Origin of the sequence: Vibrio sp. Isolate32, from assembly GCF_022397955.1 — a bacterium.
Taxonomy (GTDB): Bacteria; Pseudomonadota; Gammaproteobacteria; order Enterobacterales; family Vibrionaceae; genus Vibrio.
Window position 1 is genome coordinate 65,082 of record NZ_JAKEUQ010000005.1, and the last position, 25,308, is coordinate 90,389.

The following is a 25,308-nucleotide window of genomic DNA, read 5'->3' on the forward strand; positions in this document are numbered from 1 at the left end:
CAACTGGACTTTCAGCCTCAGAAACTGTATAAAAAGCCAGTAAAATTTATCAAACTTAGAGGATTAACCATGGCTGTTATCGTCAAGTACGTGGTGGAACGCAACGGAGAAGAGAAAATGACTTTTACCTCTAAAGCCGAAGCTGACGCATACGACAAAATGCTGGATATGGCTGATGAGCTTTTTGAACTGTTAGGCAAAAGCGATTTAGTTGAAGATGAAGGCAAGCAAGAAGAACTTGCAATGTACCTAGCTAAGAACAAAGAAGAAGTTCTTTACGCATTAGGTGCGAAGCGTAAACCAGCTCCGAAAAAAGCGAAGAAGCTTGAAGCAGTTGAAGACGCAGAAGAAGATGCAGCTTAATTAGCTGAAGCTTTCTAAAAAACGCCAATGACACCTCTAATCAGAGTCAGTCATTGGCGTTTTTTTATACTTATCGAAATATAATGATGCTTGTTTATAGTCGAAATCACTCTAAACATTCGCTTGCACAAAAGTGTGATAAAGATCTAATCTATAGCTATCAGGTGATGGGGTTCCACCTAAGCTTTTGCTTCAACCGCCCGTTCTTTTGAACCGTGCTAATGACTCCTACAGAATCGAAAACAGGTAATACTGTTGGATGTATCGCTACTCCTCCATTTTGAAATGAACCGCGTCTATTAAGGCTAGGTTCCATGACTCCTTTGGATTATCGATACTCAAGATCTGTAGTGAATTAACCACACCTCTTCCAACACGTCCTGTTTTCTCAACGCCCTAGGTCAATACGACTTTATTAGTGAGAAAACATTATGCATTACTCTTCAGAAATTCAATCCATGTGCCCTATTCAAAGGGGTGATCTTCATAACTCGGCTCCAATCCCAGTTGAAGGTGCCATGGTTAGTCCAAAAGATGTTATCGCTATCTCAGGTTTAAGCCACGGTGTTGGCACTTGTGCACCACAACAAGGTGCGGCAAAACTGACTCTTAACGTGAAAAACGGCATCATCGAAGAAGCACTCATTGAAACTATCGGCTGCTCAGGCATGACGCAATCTGCCGGGATGGCCGCTGAAATCCTCACCGGAAAAACCATTCTAGAAGCGCTCAATACTGACTTGGTGTGTGATGCGATCAACGTCGCGATGCGCGAAATCTTCCTGCAGTTTGTTTACGGTCGAACTCAATCTGCTTTCTCTGAAGGTGGCCTAGAAATTGGCGCTGCATTAGAAGATTTAGGTCAAACCCAGCGCAGCCAAGTTGGTACCAGCTATTCAACCGCAGCAAAAGGCGTCCGTTACCTAGAACTCGCAGAGGGCTATGTGACCAAACTTGCACTTGATGACCACAGCGAAGTGATTGGTTACGAGTATCTCAACCTCGGAAAAATGATGAAGGCGATTAATCAAGGTGTGCCAGCGAACGAAGCGGCCGACCTTGCTACAGGGACTTATGGTCGCTTCGACGAAGCCGTGACCACGATTAACCCACGCCAACAGTAGTTTTTGCCAATTTAGAGGAAAGATATGATGAACACTCAATTTAATGAATCAGTAACTCGCGCATTGGCAGAAATGAACTTCGACTCTTTGGCGCAAGCAGAGCAATACTGTAAAGCACACAATGTCGACCCAAAAACCTTGGTGATGGACACTCAACCAATTGCTTTTGAAAGCGCAGCCGATGCATACACCCTAGGTACAGCCATGGCACTATTTCGCAAAGCGAGCAACGCCGAACAAGCAGCCAACATCATTGGTGAAGGCCTTCAAGCATTCACAAAACCCGGCAGTGTTGCGGAGCAACGTCAAGTGGGTATTGGTCATGGCGCGCTTGCTGCTCGTCTTCTGAATGAAGAGAGTCACTGCTTTGCTTTTCTTGCTGGTCACGAGTCATTTGCAGCCGCTGAGGGCGCAATCAAAATCGCATTGAACGTCAATAAATCACGTAAAAATCCATTAAAAGTTATCTTGAATGGTTTAGGTAAAGATGCGGCTTACTTAATCTCACGCATCAATGGCTTCACTTACGTGCGCACTCAGTACAACTACCAAACCGGTGAACTCGTTGAAACAGAACATCGCCGTTTCTCAAATGGCCCTCGCGGAGAGATCCTATGCTATGGCGCCGATGATGTTCGTGAAGGTGTGGCAATCATGCACAGAGAAGAGGTGGATGTGAGCATTACGGGTAACTCAACCAACCCAACACGCTTCCAACATCCTGTTGCGGGTATCTACAAAGCAGAGCGCACTCGCCAAGGTCTACCTTATTTCTCTGTCGCTTCAGGCGGTGGTACAGGCCGAACTTTACACCCAGACAACGTTGCTGCAGGTCCTGCATCTTATGGCATGACAGATACCATGGGCAGAATGCACGCAGACGCTCAGTTTGCAGGTAGCTCTTCAGTTCCTGCTCACGTTGCTATGATGGGTTTCATCGGCATGGGTAACAACCCAATGGTGGGTGCAACGGTTGCACTGGCTGTCGCAGTGAGTGAATCTCAAAGCGCATAACGATAGAGGTGATTGTTAGCATCAAACGGCTCAAGCCGGAACCTTAGTTGAAAAATCGACACCAACACACAATCAAAACTCTACTCCCATCACTTAAACTATACAGCCAGCCCTATGCTGGCTGTTTTTTATTCACACTTGCTCTAGTATCTATTCTTATTCAACATGTGTATTTAACTGCATCTTTTTAAAGGAATAATATGAAAGAGCTCATCATTCATACCATCACTGTATTCATGGGCTTTTTCGCCATCATGAACCCTATCGCTAACACGCCTATCTTTCTTGGTTTAACAGGTAACAACGACAGGGAGACAGTTAAGTCGATCGCGTTCCGCTCAGTGTTTATCGCATTTATCATCGTCAGTACCTTTGCCATTTCTGGCAAGCTGATCTTCGACCTTTTTGGTATCACGCTTTATGCCCTGCGCATCACAGGCGGTATTCTGGTCTTCTTGATTGGCTTTCACATGCTTCAAGGTGAATCGACACACTCGAAGGCGAAAGAGAAGGTTAACTCAGCCCCCCAACAAGACGCGGCGCTAAGTATCGCAGTATCACCACTGGCCATGCCGATACTGGCAGGTCCGGGGACAATTGCCACCGCGATGAACTTTGCCAGCACCGAAGGCATCTATGAAACCGTCATCACCGTGATCGCATTTGGTCTGTTGTGTACCTTAACCTACGTATTGTTCGTGTTTGGCGAACGCTTCGTGAAAGCCGTAGGGCCAAGCGCACTGAACGTGATTACTCGAATGATGGGTTTGATACTGGCAGTTATCGGTATGCAGATGTTGATTGAAGGGATCGAGCAAGCTCATAAAGCACTGTTTGTTTAAATGGTCATTCAAAGGGAATATTGACTCATATATCCACCATTTGTATTGATCTTCAGCGTTTTCTCATTGCAGAAAAATATCTCTCAAAAGACAAGCAATATCATTTTACAGACTTTATCCCAATGCGCCCTTTCATAACGAGGGCGCTCTCTTTATGATGAACGCAATTAAATTAACTTTGCTAACGACAGCGCTGGTTATTCGAGCCGCTGTTATGAAATAGCAAAATCAAGACTCAACACATGGAGATTCAACATGGCTTTCTTTTCACTAGCCTTCGGTACGGCAACCAAAAACCGCGACAATAAAATCATTGAAGCGTTCTTCCCTAGCCCACTTCTAAACCCAAGCGACGCTCTAGTAGCGGCTGTTGGTGAAGTAGCAGGTTACACTGAAGGCAACCAAGCTATCGAAATCTCTGCTGCACAAAGCGCAGAACTAGCGAAAGCATTCGCAGCAAACGACGATGCAGCAAACGCATATTTCGCAGAAAAAGCAGCAGCATCTGAACAGCCACTTGTTCTTGTTGTTCTTGCGACAGACGAGAAGCCAGCATCTGTTGCTGAAGGCTTCCTAAAACTGCAACTCATCTCTAACCGCCTAGTTCAACCACACGGTACAGTACTAGACGGCATCTTCGGTCTACTACACAACATCGCATGGACAAGCGAAGGTCCAATCGACCTTCCTGAACTGGCTGAGCGTCAAATCGAAGCTCGCCTTGCAGGTCGTGCCCTGTCTGTAGATTGCGTAGACAAATTCCCTAAAATGGTGGACTACGTTGTACCTACAGGCATTCGTATTGCTGATACTTCTCGTGTTCGTCTAGGCGCACATGTGGGTGAAGGCACAACAGTAATGCACGAAGGCTTCATCAACTTCAACGCGGGTACAACGGGCGTAAGCATGGTTGAAGGTCGTATCTCTGCAGGTGTTGTTGTAGGTAACGGCTCAGACATCGGTGGCGGCGCTTCAATCATGGGTACTCTGTCGGGTGGCGGTACTATGGTTATCTCTATCGGCGAAAACTGCCTACTAGGCGCAAACGCAGGTCTTGGCTTCCCAATGGGCGACCGTTGTACTGTTGAGTCTGGTCTATATGTAACGGCTGGTACGAAAGTTCGCATGCTAGATAAAGAAGGCAACGAAGTAGAAATTATCAAAGCTCGCGATCTAGCTGGCGTTTCTGACCTGCTGTTCCGTCGTAACTCGATCACTGGTCAAATTGAGTGTCTTGCGAACAAGTCAGCTGTTGAACTGAACAGCGAGCTACACAGCAACAACTAATCTAAGTACTCGATGCTAGAAAATACGAAGCCGCTGGGGTGAAATCCAGCGGCTTTCTTCATTCTTTTGCTAGTGTCCAAAAGTATGTCGCCCCTTAATCCACCAACATACCTGTTAACATACACATTTTCTAACAAACTCATCTTATCCAGTGACACGTGGCAGAAACAGCTCAGAGGACCAAATTCCCTACTAACAACTAACTAAATGGTCATGAAATTTTGAACAGTGTTTTATTGTTGTATATAATCACCTTAATTGAACCACTCATTTCGAACAAAATTCTCATGCACAGTTTAAAAAAACTACACCATCTATCAAAGAAAGTTCACCCGCATTGTTATGGAGTAGATTACCTTCGTAAAAACATTCGATTTGTTATGTGGGGATTGCTCAATCGTCAAGTTACTCAAGGAATGTACGATTTACAGAAAGATAAAAAACTAACAGCAATCTTTGAAAACAACTACAAGCTCTTTGAAAAGCCATTGAAACCATTCATCTCTCCTTGTTTCTCATCCACACAGAGGCTAGAGCTCATACGATCACATTTTCAAATTTTAACTGATAAGTTTAATAGCAAAGTTATCAACCTTTACGAAAAGCCATTCGAGATAACAACCTTCAAAGATCGGAATGGTCAATCTTACACGATTGAGCTTTATCCAGGTGAGTCAAGAGAGGGGTCTATCGGTATTAAGCTTGTAGAATTGCATTCTGGCCAGACCATATATTCAATTACGTGTAACCTCTCTAGACAAGGAAGTGACAGAGTTTTACACATAGGTTGCTTACAAGGAACCAACCGCCATGTCATTGATAGTCAGATTAAGATTAAAGAAATAACTCGAACACTTCACGGCCTCCGTCCTAAAGCTCTAATGCTCAATTTGAGCTTAATGTTTGCTAGGTATTTTGAAGTGAACAAAGTGATCGCAGTATCAAATAAAGGCCATATATATCAGGCTTTGCGATACTTGGGTTCAAAAAGAGGTGCTATTAGCAGTGATTATGACTCTTTGTGGGAAGAAATGGGCGGACAAAGAGTAAGTAAATTCTTTTATCAAATTCCAGTTGAATTAGAACGCAAAGACCTGGCTCATTTAAAAAGAAGTAAGCGTAATCTTTACTCAAAAAGGTACGCTCTACTTGATAAATTGGAGGATGATCTGACTGAGTCTTTATCAAAAATTGCCTTACCAAATGAAGCAAGCGATTCAATTATTTGAACCAAAGTGATGTCATCAAATCTGAGATTAAATAGATCTAATGATAAAAAACAATTTCCTCGTTCATAATAACAATTAATTATTGAACAACCTTCAAACATACTGGCCAAATGAATTTAAAAAGCGCAGACCTTTCGATCTGCGCTTTTGACTTCTGCTTAATCTAATCAGATTAGCGCGGCATGATTAACCCAAGTTCTTACGTGCGTTTTGGAACATACGCATCCAAGCACCATTCTCGCCCCAACCTTCTGGAGACCAAGAGTTAGCCACCGTACGGAATACACGCTCTGGGTGAGGCATCATGATAGTCACGCGACCATCCGTCGTAGTTAAACCTGTGATAGCGTTTGGCGAACCGTTCGGGTTATTCGGGTATTGCTGCGTTGGGTTACCGTGGTTATCAACGTAACGTAGAGCAACCGTACCTGAGTTTTCAATCGCGTTTAGGTGGTCGTTGTCACGCACTTCTACGCGGCCTTCGCCGTGAGAAACCGCGATTGGCATACGAGAACCTTCCATGCCGTTGAAGAATACAGAATCTGATTTCTGAACTTCAACTAGGCTGAAACGTGCTTCAAAACGCTCAGATTCGTTGCGAACGAAACGTGGCCAGTATTCTGCACCAGGGATAAGTTCACGCAGGTTAGACAGCATCTGACAACCGTTACACACACCTAGAGAGAAGGTATCTTCACGCTTGAAGAAGTTTTCAAATTGTTCACGAGTCGAATCGTTAAACAGAACCGACTTAGCCCAACCTTCACCAGCACCCAGCACGTCGCCGTAAGAGAAGCCACCACATGCTACAAGGCCGTTGTACTCATCAAGTACCGCTTGACCAGTAAGGATATCGCTCATGTGAATATCAGTTGCTTCGAAACCTGCACGGTCAAATGCTGCTGCCATTTCAACGTGAGAGTTAACACCCTGCTCACGTAGAATTGCCATCTTAGGCTTAGCGCCCGTGTTGATGAACGGTGCAGCGATATCTTCATTAACATCGAAGCTCAGTTTCACGTTCAGACCTGGGTCTGAGTTGTCTTTCTTCGCTTCATGCTCTTGGTCGGCACATGCTGGGTTGTCACGTAGACCTTGCATCTTATGCGTTGTCTCAGCCCAGATAGTACGTAATTCAGTACGGTTACGTTCAATCACTACAGATTCACCAGACTTAATCACTACCTCGTCAGAAGCTTCAACTGAACCAATAACGTGTGAACACGCTTCTAGGCCGTTGGCTGCAAGCGTAGAAAGAACCGCGTCTAGGTCGTCGTTACGAACTTGGATTACCGCACCTAGCTCTTCGTTGAATAGTGCAGCTAGAGTATCTTCGCCTAGAGCTTCAATGTTTGCATTAACACCACAGTGACCTGCGAATGTCATCTCAGCTAGAGTAACGAATAGACCGCCATCGCCTTTATCGTGGTAAGCCACAACTTGGTCGTTAGCAACCAGTGCTTGAATACCTTCGTAGAAGCCTTTTAGTTGCGCTGCGTTGTCTACGTCTGCTGGCTTATCACCAAGCTGCTTGTAAACTTGCGCTAGTGCCGTTGCACCTAGACGGTTTTTGCCGTTACCTAGGTCAATAAGTACTAGGCTTGTAGCGCCTAGGCCTTCAAGGTTATTCGGGGTGCGTAGTTGAGGCGTAATTGTTTTACGAACATCTTCGACACGAGCAAATGCAGTGATAACAAGGGATAGCGGAGAAGTTACTTCTTTCTTATCGCCGTTCTCTTCCCACTTAGTCTTCATAGACATTGAGTCTTTACCCACAGGGATAGTTAGCCCCAGTGCAGGACATAGCTCTTCACCAACTGCTTTCACCGCTTCGTAAAGACCTGCATCTTCACCTGGGTGACCCGCTGGAGACATCCAGTTCGCCGACAGTTTAATGTGTTTGATATCGCCGATGTTAGTCGCTGCGATGTTAGTGATTGCTTCACCAACCGCTAGACGAGCCGATGCGCCGAAGTCTAGTAGTGCCACTGGCGTGCGCTCACCAAGAGACATAGCCTCACCGTGGTAAGAGTCGTAGCTTGCTGCCGTCACCGCACAGTTAGCAACAGGAACCTGCCATGGGCCAACCATTTGGTCACGAGCAACAAGACCAGTTACCGAGCGGTCACCGATAGTGATAAGGAATGTTTTCTCAGCGACGGTTGGTAGGCGAAGAACACGGTCAACCGCTTCGTTCATTTCGATACCAGAGCGGTCAATCGCTGGGTTATTCGCTTTTAGCATTTTCGCGTCACGGTGCATCTTAGGTGTTTTACCTAATAGGATGTCCATCGGCATGTCGATTGGTGTGTTGTCAAAGTGTGAATCTTCAAGTTTAAGTTCACGTTCTTCCGTTGCTTTACCAACCACAGAGTAAGGTGCGCGTTCACGCTTACAAATTGCGTCGAACGTTGCCATGTCTTTGTCTGCAACGGCCATTACGTAACGCTCTTGAGATTCGTTACACCAGATCTCAAGTGGGCTCATGCCCGGCTCATCGTTTGGCACGTCACGTAGGTTGAAGATACCGCCACGCTCGCCATCGTCTACTAACTCAGGAAGTGCATTCGAGATACCGCCCGCGCCCACATCGTGGATGAATGCGATTGGGTTCGCATCACCTAACTGCCAACAACGGTCGATAACTTCCTGACAACGACGTTCCATCTCTGGGTTTTCACGTTGTACCGAAGCGAAATCAAGATCTTCAGAAGAAGAACCAGAATCCATTGAAGATGCCGCACCGCCACCAAGGCCGATGTTCATCGCTGGACCACCCAGAACGATCAGGCTTGCACCTACTGGGATCTCTTTCTTCTGAACGTGCTCGTCACGGATGTTACCAAGACCACCAGCCAGCATGATTGGCTTGTGGTAACCACGTACTTCTTCACCTGCGTGAGAGTTTACTTTCTCTTCGTAAGTACGGAAGTAACCTAGTAGGTTTGGACGACCAAATTCGTTGTTAAATGCCGCGCCACCAAGAGGACCTTCAAGCATGATATCCAATGCAGTGACGATACGGCTTGGCTTACCAAAGTCTGTTTCCCAAGGTTGAACAAAGTTCGGGATCTTAAGGTTAGATACAGAGAACGCCACTAGACCTGCTTTTGGCTTACCACCGATACCTGTTGCGCCTTCATCACGGATTTCACCGCCTGAACCTGTTGATGCGCCCGGCCATGGAGAGATAGCCGTTGGGTGGTTGTGCGTTTCAACTTTCATCAAGATGTGTGTTTTCTCTTGGTGGTAGTTGTACTGACGAGTTTCTGGATCTGGGAAGAAGCGACCTACTTCAGAGCCCGTCATAACCGCTGCGTTATCTTTGTATGCCGAAAGTACGTTATCAGGTGTCACTTCAAACGTATTTTTGATCATTTTAAACAGAGATTTTTCTTGCTTAACGCCGTCGATAGTCCAGTCAGCGTTGAAGATCTTGTGACGACAGTGCTCTGAGTTCGCTTGTGCAAACATCATTAGCTCGATGTCAGTCGGGTTACGTTCCAGCTTAGTTACAAAGCTTTCAAGTAGGTAATCAATCTCATCTTCCGCAAGAGCAAGACCTAGGGTAACGTTTGCTTCTTCAAGCGCTTTACGGCCGCCAGTAAGAAGATCAACTTCCGTATAAGGTGCTGGTTCTGCAACGGTGAATAGTGCTGCTGCTGATTCGAAGTCAGTGAAAACCACTTCCATCATACGATCGTGAAGAATCGCTTTCAGCTCAACAAGTTGAAGTTCAGAAAGTTCACAAGACGTTTCAATGTAGAAAGCCGTACCGCGCTCTAAGCGAGATACTTTCGCTAGACCACAGTTATGTGCGATATCAGTAGATTTTGAAGACCAAGGAGAAATAGTACCTGGACGAGGAGTAGCAAGCAGCAGTAAACCTTCAGGTTCATGCTCTTCAATCGTTGGACCGTAAGTCAGTAGCTTTTCTAGCTTCTCAACTTCAGACGCGTCTAGGTCTGCTGTTAAATCAGCAAAGTGGGCAAACTCAGCGTAAATACCTGTTACAGGTAAGCTTAATTCACGACAAAGCTCTAAAAGCTTGTTAACACGAAACTCAGATAGAGCTGGGGAGCCACGCAAAATTCTCATGTGCTTAGGTCTCTTATGCAGTTGATTAAGGTGATATTGGAATAAATTCAGTGGGTTAAAGGAAAAACCTAACTGTTTTCTTCGAAGCTATTCCCGAAGGTTTAAAAACCTATGCCGATTCCACCTCTTCAATGCGAGCGCATTATAAAGCATTTTTTTTTGTGACGTAACACCAAAAGCAACCGTTTGCGTTATTTTTTTTCATGTTTCTGAGCAAATGGTGTTTTTGCTGCATTTATCACCACTTTTACATATGTTTAATGAAACCTGCTTTGCCAGTCTGGCGGGGTTTGGTATAAAGGGGCTTCCCCTTTTCGAGATTTCATTTTGATGCCTAAATTTTCTCTCATATTTTCGTCTAAGTTCTTTCTGCTGGTTATCGCTCTGTTTGGGCTAACCGCATGCCAGATTGAATCTGAACCTAAAAGTGTCCTAGAGCAGATTCGAGAGCGTGGCGTGCTTCGTGTCGGTACTCTAAATAACCAACTCTCTTATTATATTGGTCCTGATGGCCCTGCTGGCCTCGATTACGAATTGGCTCGTGAGTTTGCACAAGAATTGGGTGTTAAGCTTGAGGTTAAACCGGCTTATCGTCTATCCGGCCTATTCCCCGCTTTAAAGAAAGGCGAGATTGACCTTATCGCTACAGGATTAACGCAAAATAACAAGCTGACTCGTGCTTATCGTGCAGCACCTGCTTATTACTACGTAAGCCAACAGGTGGTGTACAAAAAAGGCCAATGGCGTCCAAGAAGCCTAGATAAACTGATCAAGTTTGAGAACAAACGCCAGGCTGAATTCATCAAAGCTCAAGCTGAATCAGAAGACGCGTCACCTAACGAGACTCTGACGCCTTCTTTGGTTGTAGTCAAAGACTCGCACTTCGAACCAACACTTAAGCAATTACAGAACACACACGAGGACTTCATCTACGATGCAGTTGGAAATGCTGATATCAATGACTTGCTAAAAGAAGTATCAACAGGCGAACGCCTATTCACGGTTGCCGACTCAATCGAACTGTCGCTAGCACAACGTTTATACCCAGACGTAGCGTTGGCGTTTGAGCTAACTGAAGACCAACCTATCTCTTGGTACTTAGAGAAGTCTGAAGATGAAAGCCTTTACGCATTGCTGATTGAGTTCTTCGGCAATCTAAAACAGTCTGGCGAACTTGCTTCGCTAGAAGAAAAATACATCGGTCATATTGGGACTTTTGACTACGTTGATACTCGTGCCTTTATCCGTGCTCTAGATAGCAAGCTACCAAAATGGTCGCCACTGTTTCAGAAGTATTCGCAAGAGTTTGACTGGCGCTTGATTGCTGCACTGGCTTATCAAGAGTCACACTGGAACCCGGTCGCTCGCTCACCAACCGGTGTTCGTGGCATGATGATGCTGACACTGCCGACAGCGAAGAGTGTTGGTGTGACCAACCGTCTCGACCCTAAACAGTCGGTACAAGGTGGTGTTGAATACCTGCGTCGCATCGTGAACCGAGTACCAGATTCAATCACGCAACATGAAAAGATCTGGTTTGCACTCGCTTCATACAACGTCGGTTACGGACACATGATGGATGCACGTCGCCTCACTAAAGCGCAAGGCGGAGATCCTGATGCTTGGGGTGATGTAAAAGACAGACTGCCTCTACTGAGACAGAAGAAATACTACAGCCAAACTCGCTATGGTTATGCCCGTGGTGATGAAGCTAGAAACTATGTAGAGAACATTCGCCGTTATTACCAAAGTATCATCGGCCACGTTAATAAGCGTAATAAAGAACAAGGAGAGAGTCTTGAAGGGTTGATCGTTATTCCACCTTTAGAGACTTCTGGGGCTGAATCCAGTATAAGCGCTGCAGAATCAACAGTAAGTGGTTCTGAGTCTTCGAAATAGAAACCAAAAGAGCAATGCCTTCCCGCATTGCTCTTTTTTATTGCGCTTTCTATCGCTTACACAAAGGAGAGATACGGATAAAAGACCGTGATAAAGGCGGTGTCATATTACAGTAACAATCGCACCTTATAACGACACACCACAATCAAGATTAGCGTTCTGTTGCACTTGGCTATTGGCCAAAGTTAGAGGCATGAGACTAGAGTTGCTCTTCTATATCAGCCTCTGCGCGACAGACCAAACAAACGAATCACACTATAATTAAGTCGTTAGTCCAAACGACACAGTCAGACGACCAATAGGAAATCATTGAAATGATGAAGAAGTTGAAATCGAAGCGCCTGGATAAGACCGTTGCAGCAAACCGTCGTAAGCGTATGCTTTCAAATAACAAAAAGAAGATCATTTGGCGCAACCGTGCTTTCATGCAGATGATTGCCGAGTAAACACTAGGGCCAAGTAAGTTTGTTTGGCACTCTACCTATGAGAGTGCCTTAAACTCGCTGCTATTTCTTTTTACGAGCCTTGTCAGCTTCCAGCTGCTGCTCTTCCAACAAACGCTCTTGCTTTCGCTTCTCTTTTATCTCTTTTCGACGACGCTTGAAAAACGCTTGTAATTGCTCACGGCACTCTTCCTCTAACAAGCCATGTTCAACGTCGGTATAGTGATAGGAAGCTTGGCTCTCAAACAAGTTCAACACCGTCCCTGCTGCACCCGCTTTTAAATCTGGCGCGCCAAACACAATGCGCTTTACTCGACTGTGTAACAAAGCACCTGCACACATTGGGCAAGGCTCTAGCGTGACGTATAACGTGGTATCGAGCAGGCGATAGTTTTCTAAGGTTTGGCCTGCTTTACGCAGAGTTTCAATTTCTGCGTGTGCCGTAGCATCGTGGCTGCCAATCGAACGGTTCCACCCTTCAGAGATAATCTCACCACCTTTTACCAGCACGGCACCGACGGGTACCTCTCCCTCACTCTCCGCTTTTTTGGCCACTTCGATGGCACGTCGCATGAAGATTTCATCTTGAGGGGTGAATTGATGGTCTGACAAAGGGGACTCCAAAAACAAACAATAGAAACAAAAAGTATGCGATGAAGCATACCTAATCTTAGTAATGATGGACAACAAAGAGATGCCCACCAATAGCCATAGACTCGATGATTAACTAGCAGTCTAGCTTTCAGCTTCAACCAAATCATTGACGATTTGCGTCGCTTTCACGCTCACAATACGGTTATTCTCAACCGAGATAATCTCAAACTGCCACTGCTGACATTCAACGACCTCTCCCGTCTCAGGCAAGCGACCGAGCAGCCATGTGATAAGTCCGTTTAGAGTTTGGAAGCCCTCGCTTTCACCTTCTAACTCTGCAAGCTCCAAGCGGTTTTTTAACTCGCTGATCGGGATTAATCCATCCACTATCAAGCCATCTGGCAAAGAATCAGTCCAAAGGTCGTTCGGATTGTTTGATAGCTCACCCGCAATCGCCTCAAGAATGTCGTAGTGAGTAACAAGACCTTGAACATCGCCATACTCATCGACAATGAATGCCATCTCAGTGCCCGACTCTTTAAAATAACCAAGGAGGCGTAGCGCCTTCATCGATTCCGGGACATAAATCGGAGATTTAGACAGCCCCATGATCACTTGAATACTTAGGTTACCCGCCTGATTCAGCAAAGCCTTGGCAGACACCGTACCCACCACCTTATTCAGGTGATCTTGGCACAAAGGAAATACGCTGTGCTTTGATGAGCGCAATTGCTTCAAGATATGCTCAACAGGTTGGTCGACATCCAAGAAATCGATGTCTCGACGTGGCGTCATCAGCGAGCTAACCAAGCGGTCATCAAGCTGCAAGATATTACGAATCATCTCTTGCTCACCGCGCTCAATCACACCAGAGTCAGAGCCCTCTTTAACAAGCGCATGAATATCATCTTCCGTCACACTGTCTTCTTCACCACCTCGGCCCAACAACTTAAGAATACCTTCGGTTGAAGCAGACAAAGCAAAAACAAACGGCGTCGCGATTTTAGATAACCAATAGATTGGCATAGCGACCAACACAGCTATGGTTTCCGCTTGAGATTGAGCAAAGCGTTTTGGTACGAGTTCACCAACAACAATGGCAAAGTAAGTAATACCGACAACGACGACCGCGGTAGACAAAACATTCGCTTGCGTTGCATCCATGCCCCACAGTTCAAGTTGAACGGCTAATGGTGCAGATAGCGTCGCCTCGCCCACGATACCGCTGAGCAGGCCTATGACTGTAATACCGATTTGAATGGTTGAGAGGAAGCGAGTTGGATTTTCTTTAAGCTCAAGTGCGATCTGAGCAGAACGGTGCTTTTCGGCCAAGCGTTTCAGCCGACTATTTTTTGCTGCTACCAATGCAATCTCAGACATGGCAAACAGACCATTTAAAACAATTAACCCTACCAGAAGCAGAATTTTCATGATGTTTTGGATTTCCTAATTTTACCGGCCAACAATTAGCCGTAATCCGGAGTATAAGCTGAGTACCTTTCTTTTTGATATAAAAATTTTTGGATATGAAAATAGAGCGGAAAAATAGCACAAAAAAGCCCGCACATTTCGGTGCGGGCTTAGTAATGAATAAAGCTTAATTTTGCTTAGTTCAATCTTACATTGTGTAAGTGTAAGGTGCTTGGATACCTAGTGGAATACCAAGAGCCCAGTAAGCTAGCAGGAAGATAGACCAACCGATTAGCATTGCAATCGAGAACGGCATCATTAGAGAAGCTAGAGTACCGATACCTGTAGACTTAACGTAGCGTTGACAATAAACAACAACCAGTGGGAAGAACACCATTAGTGGAGAGATGATGTTAGACACTGAGTCACCAACACGGTAAGCCGCTTGAGATAGCTCAGGAGAGATACCTACAACCATTAGCATTGGAACTAGGATTGGACCGATAAGCGCCCACTTAGCCGATGCTGAACCAACAAGAAGGTTAACTGAAGCCGTTAGTAAAATCATACCAACGATTGTCGCCTCACCAGGAAGGTCCATCGCTTTCAGACCCTCAGCACCGTAAAGTGCCAGCATAGTACCGATGTTTGATTGACCGAATGCCGATAGGAACTGTGCACAGAAGAACGACATTACAATGTACGCGCCCATTGTAGCCATTGTTTCAGACATTGCCTTGATTACGTCATTGCTGTTCTTAAATGTACCCGCTACTCGGCCGTAAACAATACCTGGGATGATGAACAGGATGAAGATCAGAGGAACGATTGACTTCATAACTGGTGCAGAGAATGCTGTTAGCTCACCTTCAGGAGAACGCAGAGCAGAGTTCTCAGGGATTAGGGCCGCAACAAGCAGACCAATACCAGCAACCATTGCCCAACCTGCGTATTTGAATGCTTTTGACTCGATTGCAGTGAACGTACCTAGATCAGGTGCTTCTTCAGCATCTTCATCCACTGGCGTGTTCGCTAGGCGAGGTTCAATGATCTTCTCAGTTACGTACCAACCGATAGCAACAATAAGAACGGAAGATAGGCCAGTAAAGAAGATGTTCGCTAGAGGGTTAATCACGTATTCAGGGTCAAGAACGTTTGCCGCTGTTTGCGTGAAGCCAGCTAGTAGCGGGTCGATACCTGAAGGAATGAAGTTCGCAGAGAAACCACCTGATACACCAGCAAATGCTGCAGCAATACCCGCTAGGGGGTGACGACCCGCAGCGTGGAAGATGATACCGCCAAGAGGGATTACTAGAACGTAACCTGCATCAGCTGCTGTGTGAGACACGATAGCAACCAAGATTAGCATTGGCGTAAGTAGCTTAGCTGGTGTGAAGTTCAGCATCTTCTTAAGACCAGTCGTAATGAAGCCCGAAGAGTCTGCAACGCCAACACCTAGCATAGCAACAAGTACGATGCCTAGTGGTGCGAAGCCTGTGAACGTAGTAACCATATTCGCTAGGAAGCTAGCAAGCGCTTCACCAGTGAGTAGGTTATTTACTTCTAGAGCAGCACCCGTTTGAGGATTGATTAGATCGAATGAAAGATTCGACAAAAGTGCAGATGCTACCCATACGATAACTAGAGCCCAGAAGAACAGGATTGCTGGATCTGGAATTTTGTTGCCGGCGCGTTCAATGAAGTTTAGAAAGCGATCCATTCCACTGATCTTATCAGTCGATGGTGCTTTTTTTACGGCTTGGTTACTCATTGTAACTCCATATGTGATGTTGTTTGTTTAGGCCTAATATAAGTTTTACCACGGCCTATTGGTACAACACATATTCTATTAAAAGCCCACATAAAAAGCACAAGGTTCCACCATAAATTTCATAAATGGAGACATATTTTGCAAAAATATCATGCTAGCGAAACAATATAAAAACATAAAAGCACAAACCCATACACATTTATTTAACCAGCAATCAAATAATGGCCGAGGGGTGAAAATTGTCCGTAAATGGAGTGGCGTAAGCCTTGGCATGCAGTAAACGTTTACTTAGGGATCAGTCAAACTCACTGTATTTGGAGAGCATAGTTTCGAGATAAATGCTTTGTGCGCGGTTCATACGATCCTGCCATGCAATTGTGACAATAATGTTTTTGAGGGCGCCAGATAAGGCTCCGCTCGCATTAGTGACTTCACATTTCATCGAATACGCAGAGCCTGATAAACCGGATAAGGGATCTGAACTCGCGATGTTGAGACAATGATTCGCCTCGCTTAGTTCCTCAAAAGGAATAAGCCCTACCGCGCCACTGACATTGAACGCGCGAGTTCGATAATACTCCATCTGCCTTTCTGCAAAATGCAAAGCTTCCACACTCTGGAGCGCATGATCCGATTTTTGTTCCGCATATACCTGTAATTTAACCAGCCCTAACGACGCAACGCCAATCAGCAGAAAAGAGATAAGTACCTCAATCAGACTGAAACCTTGTTGTTTAGAAGTCATTCCATGAGCCTCGCTTCCACTTCGCTTTCAAAGGAGCACTATGAGGGTTATATTCACCGGTATAATCCAAATTGATTGAACCCTGAATTGTCGACACCCCACCAACGGAATCAAAGAACATCCCTCCTTTAGGAAAAAAAGAAGCAAATCCAATATAAACCGAATTACTCTGTACTAAATCAGTGATAGGAATTGTATCTGGAACTTTAGCCCATAAACCACCAAGTAGGTCGGTATCAGGATCGGGAGTGTTAGGGTTATCGAATACGCTCATATCATTTAGATGATAAAAAGACCCATCAAATACGCTCGCGTTGCCGTTCGCAACGATGCCATCTTGAATCACCAGAGAGCGTGGCGTAATAACCCCTGGGATAGGTTCAACTACATTAATCGCAGGTGAATAAACGACGCAATCACCTATAACCCATACCTTATTCTCTCCACTTGAAAAGGCATCATTAATGGCTGTGCTACACTTATTCCCTTCATATTCACCATCAACCAAATCAATATGCTTAGGGGGGGAGACGGTCCGATCAATAAGGTCTACAACATGATAATCAAGCTTAATTTGGTCAATGTTCTCTAACGTTTTAGGTACTCCAAAGTAATTAGAGAACGTATCTATATCAGGATCGAACTTGAAGTCTGATTGAAAAGAGTTTGAAGGCAATGCCCCTGTAGAATCGATGGATGCATCACTGCTAATATTGGTGGTTTGTTGGCAAGACTCGAAAGTGGGAAAAGGAGGTGACTCTGGAGCGATGGTCTTTAAACGTCCCCCTCCCTTTTGCTTATAGATGACACTATCTAAAAATCGAACAGATACACACTCGTTAATACCATCAACAGCAGTAAGAGCAATATCAGGATTGATATCGATATTGTGATCAGAAATAAATTCTAAACTCGAATTGGTTTGCATTACTCCTAATCCCGAAGCGTCTTCAAAGCTAATCTCTTTGTTCAACGATAAAGACTCAGAACTCGACACCAATATATTCGGCGTGAGTGCTTCTGATCCCAACGTAACAACTTTCGACTGCTGACAGTAATCCATTAGATCATTAGGGATAGTAGTCAGATCATTTTCAACGATGTAAGTGAAGCCACACTCTAAGCCCCCTTCCGAGCGCCAATGTTCTTGTCTGCCCTGTACTTCATTCTGTGCGACTTTAATTTGATGGAAAACACTGCGGTACGTGCCTAACATCACCACTAAAGCTCCAACTAAAAGAACCGATGTCACCAACAAGGTCACCACGCCGCGCTGCTTTCTAAATATCATCATTGCCAGTTCCTTTGTTTAACGGAAACCGAAACCGATTTGGAAATACCTGCAGTTGGAATTGATGCGGTAATACTGATATCCGTAAGCGTGCTCTTTATCGAGTTTTGCTCTAATACCCGAGACGTAATGTTGAACTCATCGACATCCATAATGGTGTCATCAAACAGTGAATAGCAGCCAGTAACCTGTTCAAACGTGGGGATCGCCTCTGATACTGTGGTGCCCTTTTCGCATATTTGCAGCTTGGTGCCGTTTTTTTGGTAAACAATATTGCGGTGGTTTTTATTGTCGCTAGAACCCTCTCTGAAATAAACAAAGCCGACCGCAACGCCACCACTCACTTGAATCGTATTGCTTGCGCCAGACAACTTGATTGAGTAACCGTTTAAGCCGTCGTAACCCGCTCGTTGAATGTCTTCTTTCATCACTTGCATGGTGCTGGTTAGGTTTTGTAGCAACAGTAACTCAATGCCTTTATCCTTGGCTATTCTCTGCCCTGTAATAAAAACACTGCCGATAATCGAGATAGCGAAGATACCAATCACAGAGGCCACCATTAACTCAACCAATGAGGTGCCTTGTTGCTTGCTAGGTCCTACCACAACAGGCTTAACACGCATCATAGCCATACTGCGCACTCGACTCACCACACACTTTTATGCGCCCAGGAGGGCTAGATAATTTAATCAATAAACGGTCGGTTGAAGATGTATTGGGAGAAAGATAGATCGTACCTCTGGCAGGTCTTCCCCTGACACTCTCAAAGCTGATTCTTTCCCCTGTGTAGTTGTGAGAAAATGAGACATCGCGAAATGGTTCGCCCGACAACTGCAGCAAAGTTTCGCCAGTGAGATCTTCAGTCGGCTTCAACCATACCGTCCAGTCACCAGTAGATTGCACTTCATTTTTTGCGGTAGAGAAATGCACCCAGAGGTCTTGATTCCTTTTCACCGATTCAGACTTAGCTTGAATTAAGAAACCATTGAGCTCCCCTGCCAACCGCTGCATCTTAACGGATTGAGTCACCGAACTAAAACTCGGGGCAGCCGTCGCTATCAGTATCGACAGTACCGATACCATTATTAACAGCTCTAATAAAGTAAACCCGCGAGTCATTTCCCAAATTCCTATGTAATTCAGTGCGTAACCGTATTTAATCTTGCAGCGATGCTACCACCGGAGAAGAATGTACGGAGTTATGAAAGGAAACTACTCGCGATGATTCGAAAAATTATATGCAACAGCAACAACATAAGCATGAGAGGGATGACATTGATCGAGTTATTGCTGGCTGTAGTCATCGTGGGAATACTTGGGGCAATCGCCTACCCGAGTTATACTAATCATGTAATGAAGGCGCATCGTGTGACTGCGCTGGCCGACATAACCAAGATACAATTAGAGATGGAAACCCTATATACGGGCGATTATGCATCCGCAGCGCAAGGGATTATTTCCGCCGGGACATGCAGTTTTTGCGATACCGATACAAGCCGATACACACTCGCTATTTCAGCAAGCACCACCACCTATACTGTCCAAGCTGAGCCGCACTCCCCACAGACAAACGATGACTGCTTAGACTCGACAACTGATATTTTAGAGTTACACCACTCTGGTATCTCAGAGCCATCAGCGTGTTGGAAATAATGAGGTCAGCCAATCAAGCCCATGTGTGACCACTTTTCTCTTTTCTCTTTTCTATAGTCACAAAAAAGCCTGCTACAAGAGCAGGCTTTCTATTTTCGTCATTAAGTTAAAGTATCGATAACTTAATATTTCTATAATCTAATTACTTAGTTAGGTCATCGAAGAAGTTTTTAACGCCGCTGAAGAAACCTTCAGACTTAGGCTTGTGCTTGCTTGCCGCTTCGCCGCCACATGTCTCTTCAAACTCACGTAGAAGTTCTTTCTGACGAGAGCTTAGCTTAACTGGCGTCTCAACCACTAGCTTAACGATTAGGTCACCTACACCGCCGCCACGAACGCCTTTCACGCCTTTGCCACGCATACGGAACATACGGCCCGTTTGTGTTTCTTCTGGCACTTTAAGATTTACACGACCATCCAGTGTTGGTACTTCAACTTCACCACCTAGAGCAGCCATAGAGAAGCTTACTGGTACTTCACAGTAAAGGTTATTGCCGTCACGTTCGAAGATGTTGTGCTCTTTTACGTGAACTTGTACGTATAGGTCGCCAGCTGGAGCGCCTTGCTCTCCCGCTTCACCTTCGCCAGATAGACGAATACGATCACCAGTATCAACACCAGCAGGGATCTTAACGTTAAGTGTTTTCGTCTTCTGCTTACGGCCTTGACCGTGACAAGAGTTACATGGGTCTTTGATGATCTTGCCTTTACCATTACAAGTAGGACAAGTCTGCTGAACCGCGAAGAAACCTTGACGCATTTGTACTTGGCCGTGGCCATGACAAGTGCCACATGTTTGCGCTGAAGAACCTTTCTTCGCACCGCTTCCGTCACAGGTATCACATTCAACAAGTGTTGGAACTTCGATTTCTTTAGAAACACCACGAACCGCTTCTTCTAGAGAAAGCTCCATGTTGTAACGTAAATCAGAACCACGTTGTGCACGCGCTTGACCGCCACCACGACGACCGCCGCCGAAGATGTCGCCAAATACGTCACCGAAGATATCGCCGAAGTCACCTTGACCGCCGCCGAAACCGCCGCCACCCATGCCACCTTGTTCAAAAGCTGCGTGGCCGTATTGGTCGTAAGCTGCTTTCTTTTGAGGATCGGTTAGGATCTCGTACGCTACTTTTACTTCTTTAAATTTGTTCGCTGCGCTCTCATCACCCTGATTACGGTCCGGGTGGAATTTCATTGCTAAGCGCTTGTACGCTTTTTTAATATCGCGCTCTGATGCATCGCGGCTTACGCCTAATACTTCGTAAAAATCACGTTTTGACATGTTCTAGGTCACCAAAATAATTGCTACTACCGAAAAGTAATTTCAGTAGTCTGTGTATCAATCTAGATAAAAGTTCTGCCGGCTGAATCACCGAATAAAGCTATTATCTAGATCGACAAGTCTAAATACAAATTTACGGGCGTGAGAGTTACCTCTGACGCCCGTATTAATAAGTCTTCGAGACAAATTTCTAAGCAGATAGCTTGAGTTCTAGGAGGAAGCGCGCAGCCTACGCTAGTAGGTGAGCACTTCCGACAACGAAATCAGGCTACTCTGTGACGAAATTACTTCTTGTCGTCTTTAACTTCTTCGAACTCTGCGTCTACCACATCGTCGTCTTGCTTAGGTTGCTCACCAGCTTCAGCGCCAGCTTGCTGTGCTTGAGCTTGTTGTTGAGCAATTTCCATTAGCTTCTGAGCTGCTTGCATAAGTTCTTGAACTTTAGCGTCGATAGCTTCTTTGTCGTTACCAGACTTAACTTCTTCTAGTGCCGCGATAGCTGCTTCGATCTTCTCTTTCTCGTCTGCAGGTAGAGCTTCACCAGCTTCTTCTACTTGCTTCTTAGTACCGTGAATCATTTGGTCAGCTTGGTTACGTGCAGTTACTAGCTCTTCGAACTTCTTGTCCGCTTCTTTGTTAGCTTCTGCTTCTTGTACCATTGCTTCGATCTCTTCCTCAGACAGACCGCCTGATGCTTGGATAGTGATCTTCTGCTCTTTACCAGTCGCTTTATCTTTCGCAGATACGTTTAGGATACCGTCAGCATCTAGGTCGAAAGTTACTTCGATTTGTGGCATGCCACGTGGTGCTGGTTGGATACCTTCTAGGTTGAACTGACCAAGAGACTTGTTGTAAGTCGCTTGCTTACGCTCACCTTGAAGAACGTGGATAGTTACTGCGTTTTGGTTGTCTTCAGCTGTAGAGAACACTTGATCCGCTTTAGTAGGGATAGTTGTGTTTTTCTCGATAAGCTTAGTCATCACGCCGCCCATCGTTTCGATACCGAAAGATAGAGGAGTAACGTCTAGAAGTAGTACGTCTTTAACGTCACCAGCTAGTACACCACCTTGAACAGCAGCACCCATTGCTACTGCTTCGTCAGGGTTCACGTCTTTACGTGGCTCTTTACCGAAGAATTCAGTTACTTTTGCTTGAACCATAGGCATACGAGTTTGACCACCAACTAGGATAACGTCAGTGATTTCGCCTACAGATAGGTCAGCATCTGCTAGAGCAACTTTTAGTGGCTCAAGAGAACGTTGAACTAGATCTTCAACTAGAGACTCAAGCTTCGCACGAGTCACTTTGATGTTCATGTGCTTAGGACCAGTCGCATCAGCAGTAACGTAAGGTAGGTTTACGTCAGTTTGAGTAGTAGAAGAAAGCTCGATTTTCGCTTTTTCTGCTGCTTCTTTAACACGCTGCATTGCTAGTGGATCAGCTTTAAGGTCGATACCTTGCTCTTTCTTGAACTCATCTACTAGGTAGTTGATCATGCGGTTATCGAAATCTTCACCACCAAGGTGAGTGTCACCATTAGTTGAAAGAACTTCGAAAGTCTTCTCGCCTTCTACTTCATCGATTTCGATGATAGAGATATCGAATGTACCACCACCAAGGTCGTATACAGCGATAGTGCGATCACCACCTTGCTTGTCTAGGCCATAAGCTAGAGCAGCAGCAGTTGGTTCGTTGATGATACGTTTAACATCTAGACCAGCGATACGGCCAGCATCTTTAGTTGCTTGACGTTGAGCATCGTTGAAGTAAGCAGGAACAGTAACAACTGCGCCAGTTACTTCTTCGCCTAGGAAGTCTTCAGCTGTTTTCTTCATTTTCTTAAGAACTTCAGCAGATACTTGAGGAGCAGCCATTTTTTGGCCTTGCGCTTCAACCCACGCATCACCGTTATCAGCTTTAACAATGTTAAAAGGCATGATTTCGATATCGCGTTGAACTTCTTCATCTTCAAAACGACGACCGATTAGACGCTTAATTGCGTATAGCGTGTTTTGAGGGTTAGTAACTGCTTGACGTTTCGCAGGTTGACCAACTAGCGTCTCGCCGTCAGTGTATGCGATTACCGATGCTGTTGTGCGTTCGCCTTCAGCATTTTCTAGTACGCGTGGTTTGTCGCCGTCTAAAACAGCAACACAAGAGTTAGTAGTACCTAAATCAATACCAATGATTCGACCCATCAGGCTATCTCCGAAATATAATCTATATTAGTTTTTGCTATACCCACATATGTGGGGGGCGGTAATCAGGGATTCAACCCTAATACACAAAATTTAAGTGCAAATGTAATTTGCTTTCGTATGCACCATAGATAAGGGCTCACGAAGCCTTTTCAAGGGTGAAAAGGGATTTTTTTACATTTATTTTAATAAAAGGAATGATTGGGTAAGAATGCATATCATTAACACGCTAATAAACCCGTAATTCGATTCAAAAGCCCCATTTTATCTTGTGTGGATGACATCTGTTACTGCTTGTACAAGCCTTATGGTTAATACTCAAGGCGTAAAGAAACAAACTCATCACAGCCGAAACCATGCTGCCCCACTGCACTCCAAATAACATTTATCTTTATCAACCCCAAAAAAAAACGGAGCCACTTGGGCTCCGTTTTCAATCAAGGCTTTCAACATAGACATTGTCTATAGAAGGAAGAGCTTTTAATTAAGCTTCTGCTTTCTTCAGTTCAACTTCTTCGTCTGCTTCAACGCCGATTTCGTTTTCAGATTTAGCAACGATAGTGTTTACCGCTGTGTCACCCACTACGTTTGAAGTAGTACAGAACATGTCACAGATACGGTCAACAGCAGCAACGATAGCTAGACCTTCTGGTGGTAGACCTAGTTGGTGCAATAGAACACCTACCATTACTACACCGCCACCTGGAACACCACCAGCACCGATAGACAGTAGCAGGATAGTTAGACCTAGAGTGAAGATATCAGCAGTGTTGATTGGCTGACCAAATGCGTTTGCTACGAACATAGTCGCTAGTGCGATGTAGATAGATACACCAGACATGTTCATTGTTGCACCTAGTGGTACACCGAAGCCCGCTACTGACTTAGATACGTTTAGCTTGTCAGTAAGAGTGCGCATTGTTACTGGGATTGTCGCGTTCGAACTTGCAGTAGATAGTGAGAATAGAACTTGCTCACGAGTTGCACGTAGGAACTGCTTTGGAGAAATACCAGTGAATGAACCCACCATCATTGGATAGAAGAAGAAGATCCAGAACACAAGCATTGCAACAACAAGCGCCACGTAGCCAGCTACTGACATTAGCGTGTTTGCATCCAGTGTTGCACCTAGTTGGATCATCAGAGCGAATACACCGTATGGCGCTAGGCTCATTACTAGGCCGATAAGCTTCATCATGATTTCGTTAGCCATCTTGAATGTCTTGATAGCTGGGCCACCACGAGAATCAAGTGCTTGAATAGCAAGACCAGTCAGAATCGCCATGAAGATGATTTGTAGCATATCGCCGCTTGCGAATGCTTGTACTGGGTTGCTAGGAACGATGTTCACAACAAGAGAGAAGATGTCTGGTGTTTCTGTTGTTGTAAGTGCAATCGTCTCAGAAACCGTACCTGCTAGGTTTGCACCAGCACCAGGTTGGAAAATAAGACCAATCGTTAGAGCAGCAGAGATCGCGATGATGGTGTTAATAATGTAAAGACCAAAGGTTTTACCACCAAGACGACCAAATGAACGGATATCTTTTAGTTCAACGATACCGCAAACAATAGATACATATACAAGAGGCACTACCAGCAACTTGATAAGTGATACGAACATACCACCAGCGCCTTCTGCAGCACCAAGTAGGTAAGTGTCAAAAATAGCGATTCCGCTGAATAGGTACTGAATAGCAGTACCAATAAGCAGACCAGCGAACAAGCCTACAAAGATTTTACTTGAGAGCGATTTATCCATCGTCCTTCTCCAGTTTGTTGTGTTTAAGATTTGTACTTTTATAGTTATATATGCGAGTAAAATTACTACATGGCAGTGGATTTTACATACAAAGATAACAATTAAAAGCATTTATTTACAAAAACATCACAAATGTGACATCAAAACATTTATTCAATAACAACAAGTTTCATAACACAAAACTCTAAATCGCAGATCTAAATGAAATAAAAAGAACGACATCCTTAATGCACTTTGACGGACTATTTACGCGGATTCTCAAGTGACAGGCACAAAAAAAGAGAGGCATAAGCCTCTCTTCTT

The 25,308-nt window shown here is 44.9% G+C and carries 20 protein-coding genes and 1 riboswitch; of the genes, 9 read left to right on the forward strand and 11 right to left on the reverse strand.

The features are described 5' to 3' along the window. Nucleotides 1-69 precede the first annotated feature (69 nt). From L1D11_RS05540 to L1D11_RS05565, 6 genes are all read left to right on the forward strand, one after another. Nucleotides 70-363: a YebG family protein gene (locus L1D11_RS05540; protein WP_008223840.1), complete on the forward strand. Its 294-nt coding sequence runs from the start codon at nt 70-72 to the stop codon at nt 361-363. A gap of 154 nt (nt 364-517) precedes the next feature. Next, a riboswitch (Fluoride riboswitch) is annotated at nt 518-601 on the forward strand. Between the two features lie 193 nt (nt 602-794). Then, nucleotides 795-1,487, forward strand: coding sequence for an iron-sulfur cluster assembly scaffold protein (locus tag L1D11_RS05545; RefSeq protein ID WP_239862200.1), 693 nt, complete (start codon nt 795-797; stop codon nt 1,485-1,487). 24 nt (nt 1,488-1,511) lie between these two features. Next, nucleotides 1,512-2,501: a GGGtGRT protein gene (locus L1D11_RS05550; protein ID WP_239862202.1), complete on the forward strand. Its 990-nt coding sequence runs from the start codon at nt 1,512-1,514 to the stop codon at nt 2,499-2,501. A gap of 200 nt (nt 2,502-2,701) precedes the next feature. After that, nucleotides 2,702-3,343 (forward strand): MarC family protein, encoded by a 642-nt coding sequence (locus tag L1D11_RS05555; protein ID WP_239862204.1) that lies wholly within the window; start codon nt 2,702-2,704, stop codon nt 3,341-3,343. Nucleotides 3,344-3,598: 255 nt separating this feature from the next. Continuing rightward, a complete protein-coding gene (dapD, locus tag L1D11_RS05560; protein WP_239832026.1) occupies nt 3,599-4,630 on the forward strand; it encodes a 2,3,4,5-tetrahydropyridine-2,6-dicarboxylate N-succinyltransferase in 1,032 nt (343 codons plus the stop codon). A 287-nt stretch (nt 4,631-4,917) separates the two neighbouring features. Then, nucleotides 4,918-5,859, forward strand: coding sequence for a VirK/YbjX family protein (locus L1D11_RS05565; RefSeq protein WP_239828539.1), 942 nt, complete (start codon nt 4,918-4,920; stop codon nt 5,857-5,859). 186 nt (nt 5,860-6,045) lie between these two features. Here L1D11_RS05565 and purL read toward each other — a convergent pair whose 3' ends face one another. Next, nucleotides 6,046-9,957, reverse strand: a complete 3,912-nt coding sequence (gene purL / locus L1D11_RS05570; RefSeq protein ID WP_239862206.1) for a phosphoribosylformylglycinamidine synthase — start codon at nt 9,955-9,957, stop codon at nt 6,046-6,048. A gap of 330 nt (nt 9,958-10,287) precedes the next feature. On the opposite strand from purL, the gene mltF reads away from it, so the two are divergent. Further along, nucleotides 10,288-11,856 (forward strand): membrane-bound lytic murein transglycosylase MltF, encoded by a 1,569-nt coding sequence (gene mltF / locus L1D11_RS05575; protein ID WP_239832029.1) that lies wholly within the window; start codon nt 10,288-10,290, stop codon nt 11,854-11,856. A gap of 314 nt (nt 11,857-12,170) precedes the next feature. Beyond that, entirely contained in the window at nt 12,171-12,302 is a 132-nt protein-coding gene (locus L1D11_RS22615) for a hypothetical protein (RefSeq protein ID WP_017059878.1), read from the forward strand. Nucleotides 12,303-12,362: 60 nt separating this feature from the next. Here the strand turns inward: L1D11_RS22615 and tadA are convergent, their stop codons facing one another. From tadA to L1D11_RS05610, 7 genes are all read right to left on the reverse strand, one after another. Then, on the reverse strand, nt 12,363-12,911 hold the full coding sequence (gene tadA / locus L1D11_RS05580; RefSeq protein WP_239862208.1) for a tRNA adenosine(34) deaminase TadA: 549 nt from the start codon (nt 12,909-12,911) through the stop codon (nt 12,363-12,365). Nucleotides 12,912-13,034: 123 nt separating this feature from the next. After that, entirely contained in the window at nt 13,035-14,324 is a 1,290-nt protein-coding gene (locus tag L1D11_RS05585; protein ID WP_239862210.1) for a hemolysin family protein, read from the reverse strand. Between the two features lie 187 nt (nt 14,325-14,511). Then, nucleotides 14,512-16,074: an AbgT family transporter gene (locus tag L1D11_RS05590; RefSeq protein WP_061033252.1), complete on the reverse strand. Its 1,563-nt coding sequence runs from the start codon at nt 16,072-16,074 to the stop codon at nt 14,512-14,514. Between the two features lie 295 nt (nt 16,075-16,369). Continuing rightward, entirely contained in the window at nt 16,370-16,819 is a 450-nt protein-coding gene (locus L1D11_RS05595) for a prepilin-type N-terminal cleavage/methylation domain-containing protein (protein WP_239862212.1), read from the reverse strand. Continuing rightward, nucleotides 16,809-18,113 (reverse strand): hypothetical protein, encoded by a 1,305-nt coding sequence (locus L1D11_RS05600; RefSeq protein ID WP_239834420.1) that lies wholly within the window; start codon nt 18,111-18,113, stop codon nt 16,809-16,811. The genes L1D11_RS05595 and L1D11_RS05600 overlap by 11 nt, the downstream gene beginning before the upstream one ends. Then, entirely contained in the window at nt 18,110-18,742 is a 633-nt protein-coding gene (locus L1D11_RS05605) for a pilus assembly protein PilW (RefSeq protein ID WP_239834422.1), read from the reverse strand. Before L1D11_RS05605 ends, L1D11_RS05600 begins: the two co-directional genes overlap by 4 nt. Continuing rightward, nucleotides 18,723-19,229: a GspH/FimT family pseudopilin gene (locus L1D11_RS05610; protein WP_239862214.1), complete on the reverse strand. Its 507-nt coding sequence runs from the start codon at nt 19,227-19,229 to the stop codon at nt 18,723-18,725. Before L1D11_RS05610 ends, L1D11_RS05605 begins: the two co-directional genes overlap by 20 nt. A gap of 102 nt (nt 19,230-19,331) precedes the next feature. Here L1D11_RS05610 and L1D11_RS05615 point away from each other — a divergent pair, with 102 nt between their 5' ends. After that, entirely contained in the window at nt 19,332-19,763 is a 432-nt protein-coding gene (locus L1D11_RS05615) for a type IV pilin protein (RefSeq protein ID WP_239862216.1), read from the forward strand. A 142-nt stretch (nt 19,764-19,905) separates the two neighbouring features. On the opposite strand, the gene dnaJ is transcribed toward L1D11_RS05615, so the two are convergent. The 3 genes from dnaJ to L1D11_RS05630 form a co-directional block, all read right to left on the reverse strand. Next, complete coding sequence (gene dnaJ, locus L1D11_RS05620; protein ID WP_239862218.1) at nt 19,906-21,048, reverse strand: molecular chaperone DnaJ; 1,143 nt, start codon at nt 21,046-21,048, stop codon at nt 19,906-19,908. A gap of 284 nt (nt 21,049-21,332) precedes the next feature. Continuing rightward, a complete protein-coding gene (dnaK, locus tag L1D11_RS05625) occupies nt 21,333-23,246 on the reverse strand; it encodes a molecular chaperone DnaK (RefSeq protein WP_239862220.1) in 1,914 nt (637 codons plus the stop codon). Between the two features lie 484 nt (nt 23,247-23,730). Beyond that, on the reverse strand, nt 23,731-25,005 hold the full coding sequence (locus L1D11_RS05630) for a dicarboxylate/amino acid:cation symporter (RefSeq protein ID WP_239862222.1): 1,275 nt from the start codon (nt 25,003-25,005) through the stop codon (nt 23,731-23,733). Nucleotides 25,006-25,308: the final 303 nt, after the last annotated feature.